The following is a 9,616-nucleotide window of genomic DNA, read 5'->3' as shown; positions in this document are numbered from 1 at the left end:
CGTGGGGGCGACACAAATCGCCCCGGCCGCCGGCCGGTCCGTCCCACGTCATAACCATGCTTCCCAAATGGGAAATCCAGATGTGAAAGAGAGAAGCCTCCGGCTTCTCTCTTTCGCGTCCGGGGGGGATATGTCCCCATAAATCCCCCCCCTTTTATTTCCACCCCGATTTCACAAGAAAAACCTGTAAAAAAAAAGAATTATCGTGTATAATATACCTGTGAGAAGCTGCGGAGAAAATCCGCGCGGGGAGACCCCATGAACATCAAAGAGCGCCTCATCGCCCTGATCGGCGAGACCGAAGGCGGCAAGTATTCCAATATCGTTCTCGGCGCCTTCTTTCGGGAGCAGGGACTCTCTGCCGGCGAGCGAGGCTTCGCGACGGAGGTCTTTTACGGCGTCCTGCGGCGAAAACCGCTCCTCGACGCCCTGATTGCCCTGAAGACCAAAGAGGTCAAAAAGGACTGGCTCCGGCAATTGCTAAGGATTTCCCTCTATCAGTTGCTCTTTATGGAAAGCGACGACAAGGGCGTCGTCTGGGAGGCCACGGAACTGAGCAAGGCCAAATTCGGCGTCCCCGTAGGTCGCTTCATCAACGGCGTCCTGCGCAGCGTCCAGCGGGAAGCTCCGAAGCTCCTGGCTGAGATTAAGGCCAAGGCGAAACATGTGTACTGGTCGTTCCCGGAGTGGATTTACCGCGACCTTCAGGCCAGATACCCCGACGATCTCCCGACGGTTTTGACTTACCTCAAAAGAACGCCGAAGATGAGCTTCCGGGTGAACCGGCTCCGTTCTACGCCGGCGGCCTTTGAGGATTTGCTGGCCCGGGAAGGGATCGGCGTCGTCAAACAGGTCGACGCGGTCTATTATACGGAAAGCGGGAGTCTGCTCCACACGCCGGAATTTGCCCGGGGTGAATTTACCGTGCAGGACGCGGCTTCCTATCTCGCCGCGAAAAATCTCGGCGCGACGCCCGACGATATCGTCCTGGACGCCTGCAGCGCGCCGGGGGGAAAACTGGCCGTGCTGGCCGAATGCATGGAAAATCGCGGGGAACTGACGGCCCTTGACATTTACCCCCACAAGATCAAGCTGATCCGGGAGACTCTCTCAAAATTGGGGATCAAAAACGCGACGGCCGCCGATCTTTCGGCGACAAAGCTCCCCCTGCAGGGCAAGCGCTTTACGAAAATTCTTGCCGACGTCCCCTGCAGCGGTTACGGCGTGATTTCCAAAAAACCCGAGAGCTTATATACGAAAAAGCGGGAAAACCTTGAGGCCCTGCGCCGGACACAGGCGGATATCCTGGACGCCTGCGCTGAGGTGTTGCTGCCCGGGGGAACGCTGCTCTACAGCACCTGCACGATCCTGCGAGAGGAAAATACCGACAGGGCGGCGGCCTTTCTCCAAAGCCATCGGGACTTTGCGGTGGCGCCTCTGGACATCCCGGCAAATGTGGGCGGCGGGTATGATGAAATCGGCGGCTGGCTCATCGACTGGCGGGAAGATACGCTGGACGGCTTTTATCTGATCAAATTGCGCAAGCGCTGAGGCCCGGAAATGAAAGAGACGGAAATCCTGAAAACCATGGAAACCGGAGACGAAAAGACCCGAGAGGACCGGACGGGCATCGAAGAAAAGCCGCAATTACCGGCAATTGTCCATGACTATCTGGCCGGACGGATCCGCAAGCGGGCGGACAAATACGCATTTGCCGCGATGTTGAAGCGCCTTGAGGGCGAGGCCCGGGAACGCGGGATTCCCATCGTGTCGCCGGAAGTACGGGAATATCTGCGCTTTATCGCGGAAAACCCGCAAATACGGCATGTCCTGGAGATCGGGACGGCCACGGGCTATTCGGGCATTGTCCTTGCCGACGCCATCCGCCGTCGGGGCGGAGAACTCGTGACCATCGAAAAGGACGGGGGCAGGGCCCGGGAGGCGGCGACAAACTTCGCGGCCTGCGGTCTCGACAACGTGCGGCTCTTGCATGGGGACGCCCTTGAATGGATCCCCGCTTTGACGGAAACCTTTGATTTGATTTTTATTGACGCGGCCAAGGGCCGCTATCCGGATTTTTACGCGGCGGCCTATGGCAAATTGCGGGCCGGGGGCCTTGTGTTCATCGACAATATTTTGTTCCGGGGATACGTCTGCGGCGTGTTTCCGGGGCGCTACAAGACCATCGCCAGGCGCATGGGGGCCTTTATCGACGCCCTTTACGAAGGCGAAGACGATTTCGCGCTGCTGCCTTTCGGAGACGGCGTGGGACTGGTCAGGAAACGGGACGGAACATCATGATGACGGAAAACATGAAAACGGAATTTTTGAAAAAATTGGACGATCTTCACGACGCCGACAGGCATCAGGAGGTCATCGATGAAATAGAAGCCCTCGAGACGGCCGACCAGACCGATTGGCGCGTCACGGGGAAATTGGCGCGGGCCCTGAACAATCTCGGCTGGTACGCCGAGGCCCTCGAAAAGCTCCTTGAGATCGAGCCCTACAAGGATCTCGACAAATACTGGTATTACCGGGTCGGCTACTCCTACAGCGGCCTCGAGGACTACGAAAACGCCATCGTCTACTTTGAAAAATCGCGGCAATTGGATCCCGACGACGTCTGGACGCTCTTTGAGCTCGGCTGGAATTACGAAAAAGTCGGCCGCAACGCCGAATCTCTGGAGACGCTGCAAAGGGCCTACGAGCTTGATCCCGAAAAGGATCCCGCCATTTTGAGGGAGATCTGCAATCTCTGGGAAAAATTGGGCGAGCACGAAAAGGCCGTGGAGGGCCTTGTCAAGGTGCTGGCGGAATCCGAAGAGACCGCGGGACTGGCGAGTCAGCTGGCCTTCAACTACATCAAGCTGAAACAGCTGGACCTGGCCGGGGAATATCTGATCAAGGCTATAGAATTGGGCCGCAGCGACTCCTGGGTTTACGGGCAGCTGGGCTGGGTGCTGGGGACGCAGAACCGCGAGGAAGAGGCGGTCAACTGGCTCCGGAAGGCCGTTTCGTCCGAGCAGCGGGCAGGCCTCGACGTGGATCCCTGGCTCTACGGGCAGTTGGGCTGGAATCTCGGCAATCTCAAACGTTATGAAGAATCCCTGGCGGAATTTCAGAAAATCGTGGAAATGGGGCAGGCCGACGCCTGGGTCTACGGACAGATCGGCTGGACCCTCGGGCAAATGGAGCGTTATGAGGAGGAATTGAGTTACCTCGAAAAGGCGCTGGCCCTCGATCCCGACGACAACTGGCTTTATTCGGAAATGGGCGAGGTCTGGAACCATCTGGACGACCCCGACAAGGCCGTCGGATATTTTCTCCAATCGAAGGAAATGGGCCGGGACGACATCTGGATCAACAGCCGCCTGGGCTATATGTACAGTCGGAAAAACGACCGGGAGACGGCGCTTCCCTATCTTTTCCGGGCAAAGGAACTGGGCCGTGAAGACGTCTGGCTCTTTTCGGAACTCGCGTGGAACCTCGGGGCCTCCGGCCATTATGAAGAGGAGCTCGAATACTTGATCAAAGTCGTCGAAATGGGCCGGAAGGACATCTGGGTCTACCGGGAACTGGGCTGGGCCTACTTGCAGACCCGCGACGCCAACCGGTCCCTCACGTATTTTCAGACGGCCGAGGAAATGGAAGAGCCTGACGACTGGCTTTATACGCAGTTGGGCCGGGCCTGGAACCTCAAGGGCGACTACGAAAAGGCGCTGGAATACTCGTTCAAGGCCAAGGACAAGACCGCCGGCGACGATCCTTGGCTGCTGTCCCAGATCGGACAGATTTTGGGGAATCTTGAGCGTTACAAAGAGGCCCTCGAATACCTCAATCAGGCGGAAAAAGCGGGCCGCGACGACATCTGGCTCTATTCGGAGATCGGCTGGAATTTGGGCGGTCTGGAGGCCCACGAGCAGGCCCTCGAATACTTCCGGAAGGTGGAGGAAATGGGCCGTCAGGACGCCTGGCTCTATTCGCAGTTCGCGTGGAGCTACGGCAAGACCGGACAGTACGAAAAGTCCGTGGATTATTATCGCAAGGCGCGGGAATTGGACCCCGTGGACCCCTGGATCCTCTATAACCTCGCGGCGGCCTACGAAAAGGTCCGGGAGCGGGAACAGGCCATCCGTTGCTATCTGGACGTCATCGAAACCGGCGAGTACCAGGGCTGGACCCAGTTGCAACTGGCGAAGCTCTACGCCGAAGGCGGCATGGAAACCGAGGCCCGGCAATACCTCAAAGAGACGGCGCTCTATCTCGATACGAACGCCGGCGAGGTCAAAGAAAAAATCGAAGCGGTACAGGCGCTGTTGCACGCGCCCCAGCGCTTTTTATCCTGAACGTAAGGAGTGAGTGGAATGAAGCAGGTATTGACAGCATGTGTGATTTTTCTGCTGCCGGCCGTAAAAGCGCCGGCCTTCCGCCGCTATGACGACAGCATCATGACCGGCTACACGAAGGTCAGGGAACAGGCGGCAAAGGGGGAAAAACAACCCGCCGCCGAAAACCGGAAGGAACAGGAGCTTCTGATCAAAGCGGCGGCCCTCGTCAAACGAAAGGACTTCGCGGGGGCCGAAGAGACCCTGCGCCTCGTCCACGGGAACGGACGAAACGACGCCTGGATCAATAAGGCCCTGGGCTTCGTGGCCTTTAACCGCATGAAGCCCGTGGAAGCCATCGCGTGGTTTGAAAACGCGGCGGTTCTGGAAAAGCCCGACAGCTGGCTCTATGCCCAGTTGGGCTCCGCCTGGGAACTCCGGGCCGACCTGCGTCTCCGGGACAAATTTTCCGCCCCCCGGGACGCCGAAGCCCTGCGCCTGGAGACGGAGGGGATCAAAAAAGATTTCGAGACGGCCCTCGACTACACGAAAAAAGCCCTGATCGGCGACGTCAGCAACGCCTGGCTGCTGTCCCAGGCCGGAAAGATTCTGGGCAATCTCGATCGCCACTGGGAGGCCCTCGGCTATCTGACCCGGGCCGAATCGGCGGGGCGCGACGACCCCTGGCTCTATTCGGAAATCGGCTGGGATTACGGCATCGTCGGCGACTACCGGCAGGCCCTCGATTATTTCCGGCTGGCCGCCGAAAAAGGCCGCGACGACGCCTGGATCTACTCCAAGATCGCTTGGAGTTACGACAAATTGGGCGAATACGAAAACGCCATCGACAACTATCTGAAGGCCTCGGCCCTCTCGCCCGACGACGCCTGGGCCGTGTACAACCTCGGGGTCGCCTATCGCAACAACAAAGACTACGACAAGGCGCTGGACTGCTATGAGAAAATCCGGAAGACCGGCGCTTATAGCGGCTGGACCCAGCTGCAGACGGCCCGGATCTACGCGGAGCAGGGCAGGAAAGCCGAGGCTCAGCCCTGGCTCGAGGAAGGGAAGTCTCTGCTCGATACAAAAGCCGAAGATGTTCGTAATGAAATAGAACAAATTGAGTCAATTATGAACAAACTCTAAAAATTTTTCGGGATACGTATTTTTTGCGGACAGCAGGGACAAATCACGGTTTTACGGAATGGAAATGATGAGAGGACTCGCGTTCAACCTGTTTTTTTTGATTTTCTGCGCTTGCAGACTGTTTTCATTCGGATATTATCGTGATATAATACTGAAGGGGAACGGGTCGGTACAGGAAATCCCCCTGCCCGCCGACGTCTATATGCGCGCGGAGCCGGATTTCCGGGACCTTGTCCTAGTGGACGGGAAAAACCGCGAGGTTCCCTATATTCTGGAGCCGTACCGGGAAGAGACCCGCCGGGTCATATCGGGCGAATTTGCCGGGGAAATCAGGCAGGATGAGCGTCTGCCCGAAGGCGGCAGGGAAATCGTCATCCGCTTCGCCGAGGAAAAATCCGGTCTTGTCCCCTATGGCAACCGGCTGCAATTGAAGCTTCGGGATATTCCCCGGACCGACGGGCCCTTCCCCGGGGAAGCCGTGAAAATCCTCGCGAGCCCCGACGGCAAGACTTGGAGAAGCGTCGAAAGTCCCGGATTTTCCCTTAAAGACAATACGCTGACCTTTTTGCTGGAAGCCGATACGAGCCTCTGGTACAAGCTTTTGATCCCGGAGGAGGCCGGGCGGGGCCCCCGCAGCTATCTGCGGCAGGCGCGGCTTTATCTCGAGGAGGAACTCGTCCGGGACGCCCCCGAAGACTATGTGTTTCTCCCGATCGGAGACGTGACCTACGGCGCGTACGACGCCGACCCCAATGTGACGCTGCTCAGGATCTGGACACAGCGGGTTCCTCTCGACAATTTGAGACTTTTTACCTATACGACCCTCGACAGCGACTATGTGCTCTGGGACGGTTCCGAATCCCGGGCGACGCCCAAAAATCCCCTCGGGACGGGGAGAGTCTACCGGAGCGGCGGCCGGGAAGAGACGGATATCCCCCTCGAGCGGAGCGATCCGAGGGACAGCCTGCATTTGAAACTGAGCAATCGGAACGGCAATTTCGGCAAGGCGAAAATTATCGCGGTCCGCGGGCATTTTTACCCCCACCGCCTCGTCTTCAAAAAACGGTCCGCCGAGACCCTATATCGGCTCTATTACGGCAACGGGGACTATCTGCCGATCAAAACCATAGAACAACTGGAAGCGGAAGAAAAAGAACGGGCCGCCCTGCGGGCGGAAAAGCGCAGGGAACAGGCGGGAGTTGATCCGGCTCGGGAAAACATCAACCTCGTCTACGGCGAACGCCAGGAACCGGCGTCCATGCCGGACAGGGCCTCCGGCGCCGAACGCGGGGAAATTCTTGATATGATAATCGTCGGGACCGTCATCCTGCTCCTGCTGGGCTTCGTGATCCTGCTGCTTCGTCTGCTTCTCGCGCGGCGTCCCGACAACGGGGCGATGCCCGAATCGGCCCCAAACCCTGCCCCGGATCATGTACGGGCGTATGACATACGCCCCTCCGACGACGATATGCCCGACATGCAGGAAATGCCTGAATAAATTTTTATCGCAACAAAAATCCAAAAAAGGAAGTGAACATGGAAACATTAACGGAATTCAAAGAATTGGGACTGGGAGAAAAAATATTAAAAACATTGTCGAAAAAAGGATACGAGGTCCCTACCCCGATCCAAAAGCTGACCATACCGGCCTTGCTGAACGGAGACAAAGATATCGTGGGACAGGCCCAGACCGGCACCGGGAAGACGGCGGCCTACGCGCTCCCGATCCTCGAGCGCCTGATCCCCGACGGACATATACAGGCCATCGTGCTGGCCCCGACCCGGGAGCTGGCCCTGCAAGTGGCCGAAGAGACCAACAGCCTCTCGCCGAGCCGCCGGATCAGGGTCGCGCCGGTCTACGGCGGACAATCCATTGAGTATCAGATTCGCCAGCTCAAAAGCGGCGTCGATATCGTCGTGGGTACGCCCGGTCGGGTCATCGACCTCATGAACCGGCGGATCCTCAAGCTGGATCATCTGAAATTCTTCATCCTCGACGAGGCCGACGAAATGCTGAACATGGGCTTTATCGAGGACATCGAGCTCATTATGGGCAGAACGAATCCCGACAAGCGGATTCTGTGCTTTTCGGCCACCATGCCCCCGGAAATCCTCAAAATCGCCGAAAATTACATGGGCGATTACGAAAAACTGGCGGTCAAGTCCAAGGAACTGACGACGGACCTCGCCGACCAGATTTACTTCGAGGTCCACGAGCGGGACAAATTCGAGGCCCTCTGCCGGATCATCGACCTGGCCGAAGATTTTTACGGCCTCGTGTTCTGCCGAACGAAAAACGACGTCAACGAGCTGGCCGGGAAACTGAACGACCGCTCTTACGGGGCCGAGGCGCTCCACGGCGACATCACCCAGACGAGTCGGGAACACACGCTGCGGCGCTTCAAAAATAGAAAGATCAACATCCTCGTGGCGACCGACGTGGCGGCCAGAGGTCTCGACATCAACGAGCTCTCCCACGTGATCAACTATTCGATCCCTCAGGAAGCCGAATCCTACGTGCACCGGATCGGACGGACGGGCAGGGCCGGCAAGGAAGGCCTGGCCATAACCTTCATCACGCCCCAGGAATACCGCAGGCTTTTGCAGATCCAGCGGATCGTGAAGACCGAGATTCGCCGCGAGACCATCCCCGGCGCCCGGGACATTATCGAGGTCAAGAAGGCGCGGCTGATCGATGACATCAACGGCATTCTCGACGTTGGCGTACCCGAAAACTATGAAAAAATCGCCGAAGAGCTTTTGCGGGACCATGACGCCAGGGAAATCGTGGCGGCGCTGCTCAAAAATTCTTACGAGGACGTCCTCGACGAAAACAGCTACGCGGAAATCAATACAAATTCCATCCACTTGGATGAAAGCGGCAAAGTAAGGCTGTTTGTGGGCGTAGGCCGCAAGCAGGACATGACGCCCCGGAAGCTCATCGACTTCATCACGGAAAAATCGGGCGTGGCTCCCAAGGCCATCCGGAACGTGGAAATCTACGAGGGATTTTCCTTTGTGACGGCCCCCTTTATGGAAGCGGAAGCCATCCTCGACGTCTTCAAAAAGAAGAGCCGGGGGCACAAGCCCCTGATTTCCAAGGCAAAAGACAAGGTCAAAACGAAAACAAAGAGGTAAACCCGTGAAAAAGGTCCTTCGTTCCCTGTTTATAGCGATTGTTGCGGCCGTCCTGTGCGCCGGCGGCTGGTGCTATCTCGCGCTGACGGAGAAAAAACCCTACTCGACGGTTCTGGAGATCCGCGGCGACGCGCCTCTGATCCGCTCCCTGGCGCCGCTTCCCTTCGCCCGGAGTCTGCCCTTCCGGCTGTACCTCAAAGCCCTGCGGAACGGCGGCAAGGGCATCAAGGCCGGCTGGTACGAGATCAGCGGCGAAAAGAGCGTGATCGACATCATCGACATGCTGGAAAAAGGCATGGACAGGATCTTTCGCCTGACGATCCCCGAGGGCCGCACCGTCGCCGAAGTCGTGAAACAGCTGGAGGCCGACGGGCGCATCGACCGGGCGCGCTTTGCGGAAGTCCTTTCGAAACGCGGGGAAAGCTTTCCCTACCTGACGCCCGGTGGGAATTTCGAAGGCTATTTTTACCCCGAGACGTACTATCTCACGGAAAAAGCGACGGAAGAGATCATTATTGATACGCTGCTGCGGGAATTTTTAAAGCGTTTCCCGCCCGAAAACTATCCCGACAAAGAGGATTTTTACCGGAAATTGATCCTGGCTTCGATCCTCGAACGGGAGGCCAGGGTCGCCGACGAGAAGAAGCTCATGGCCTCGGTTTTTTACAACCGGATCAAAAAGGGCATGAAGCTGGCCTCCGACGCGACGGTCAATTTCGTCTTCGGCTATGAGAAAAAGCGGATCCTCTATAAAGACCTTGAGGTCGATTCCCCCTACAACACCTACAAATACGAGGGACTGCCCCCGGCGCCCATCTGCAATCCCGACGCGGCTTCGGTGGACGCGGCCTTTCATCCGGCCGACACGGAATTTCTGTTCTTTGTGGCCAGGGGAGACGGCGGACATTTTTTCAGCAAAACCTACCGGGAGCACATCCGCTTCCAGAATGAGCAGCGGAAAGCCAACTCGTCGAAAAAATAAAATCTTCATTGAAAAAATCAGAAAA

Annotated in this window: 7 protein-coding genes; all 7 read left to right on the top strand. The window is 57.5% G+C overall.

All coding sequences use genetic code 11. From position 1 onward, the window contains the following. Positions 1 to 258: 258 nt before the first annotated feature. From rsmB to mltG, 7 genes are read left to right on the top strand one after another with little or no spacing between them, the layout of a single operon-like run. Positions 259 to 1,551, top strand: coding sequence for a 16S rRNA (cytosine(967)-C(5))-methyltransferase RsmB (rsmB, locus tag LBQ97_09315; GenBank protein MDR1832903.1), 1,293 nt, complete (start codon positions 259 to 261; stop codon positions 1,549 to 1,551). A 9-nt stretch (positions 1,552 to 1,560) separates the two neighbouring features. Continuing rightward, positions 1,561 to 2,301 carry an O-methyltransferase gene (locus tag LBQ97_09310; GenBank protein ID MDR1832902.1) on the top strand — a complete coding sequence of 247 codons (741 nt, stop codon included), beginning with the start codon at positions 1,561 to 1,563 and terminating at the stop codon, positions 2,299 to 2,301. Positions 2,302 to 2,327: 26 nt separating this feature from the next. Continuing rightward, complete coding sequence (locus tag LBQ97_09305) at positions 2,328 to 4,346, top strand: tetratricopeptide repeat protein (protein MDR1832901.1); 2,019 nt, start codon at positions 2,328 to 2,330, stop codon at positions 4,344 to 4,346. A gap of 18 nt (positions 4,347 to 4,364) precedes the next feature. Next, a complete protein-coding gene (locus tag LBQ97_09300; GenBank protein MDR1832900.1) occupies positions 4,365 to 5,471 on the top strand; it encodes a tetratricopeptide repeat protein in 1,107 nt (368 codons plus the stop codon). A gap of 58 nt (positions 5,472 to 5,529) precedes the next feature. After that, positions 5,530 to 6,969, top strand: a complete 1,440-nt coding sequence (locus LBQ97_09295) for a DUF3999 domain-containing protein (GenBank protein ID MDR1832899.1) — start codon at positions 5,530 to 5,532, stop codon at positions 6,967 to 6,969. A 38-nt stretch (positions 6,970 to 7,007) separates the two neighbouring features. Continuing rightward, positions 7,008 to 8,609, top strand: coding sequence for a DEAD/DEAH box helicase (locus LBQ97_09290; GenBank protein MDR1832898.1), 1,602 nt, complete (start codon positions 7,008 to 7,010; stop codon positions 8,607 to 8,609). Between the two features lie 4 nt (positions 8,610 to 8,613). Next, positions 8,614 to 9,591 (top strand): endolytic transglycosylase MltG, encoded by a 978-nt coding sequence (gene mltG, locus LBQ97_09285; GenBank protein MDR1832897.1) that lies wholly within the window; start codon positions 8,614 to 8,616, stop codon positions 9,589 to 9,591. Positions 9,592 to 9,616 lie beyond the last annotated feature (25 nt).

Source organism: Fusobacteriaceae bacterium (assembly GCA_031272775.1).
Taxonomy (GTDB): Bacteria; Fusobacteriota; Fusobacteriia; order Fusobacteriales; family Fusobacteriaceae; genus JAISST01.
The sequence above is the reverse complement of the archived record's forward strand: the minus strand, read 5'-3'. Positions and strand labels throughout refer to the sequence as shown.

What these genes read in the sequence shown, in the direction of transcription:
- LBQ97_09310 (MDR1832902.1), top strand. Translation starts at nt 1,561, where the DNA reads ATGAAAGAGACGGAAATCCTGAAAACCATGGAAACCGGAGACGAAAAG.
- rsmB (MDR1832903.1), top strand. Translation starts at nt 259, where the DNA reads ATGAACATCAAAGAGCGCCTCATCGCCCTGATCGGCGAGACCGAAGGC.
- LBQ97_09295 (MDR1832899.1), top strand. Translation starts at nt 5,530, where the DNA reads ATGGAAATGATGAGAGGACTCGCGTTCAACCTGTTTTTTTTGATTTTC.
- LBQ97_09300 (MDR1832900.1), top strand. Translation starts at nt 4,365, where the DNA reads ATGAAGCAGGTATTGACAGCATGTGTGATTTTTCTGCTGCCGGCCGTA.
- LBQ97_09290 (MDR1832898.1), top strand. Translation starts at nt 7,008, where the DNA reads ATGGAAACATTAACGGAATTCAAAGAATTGGGACTGGGAGAAAAAATA.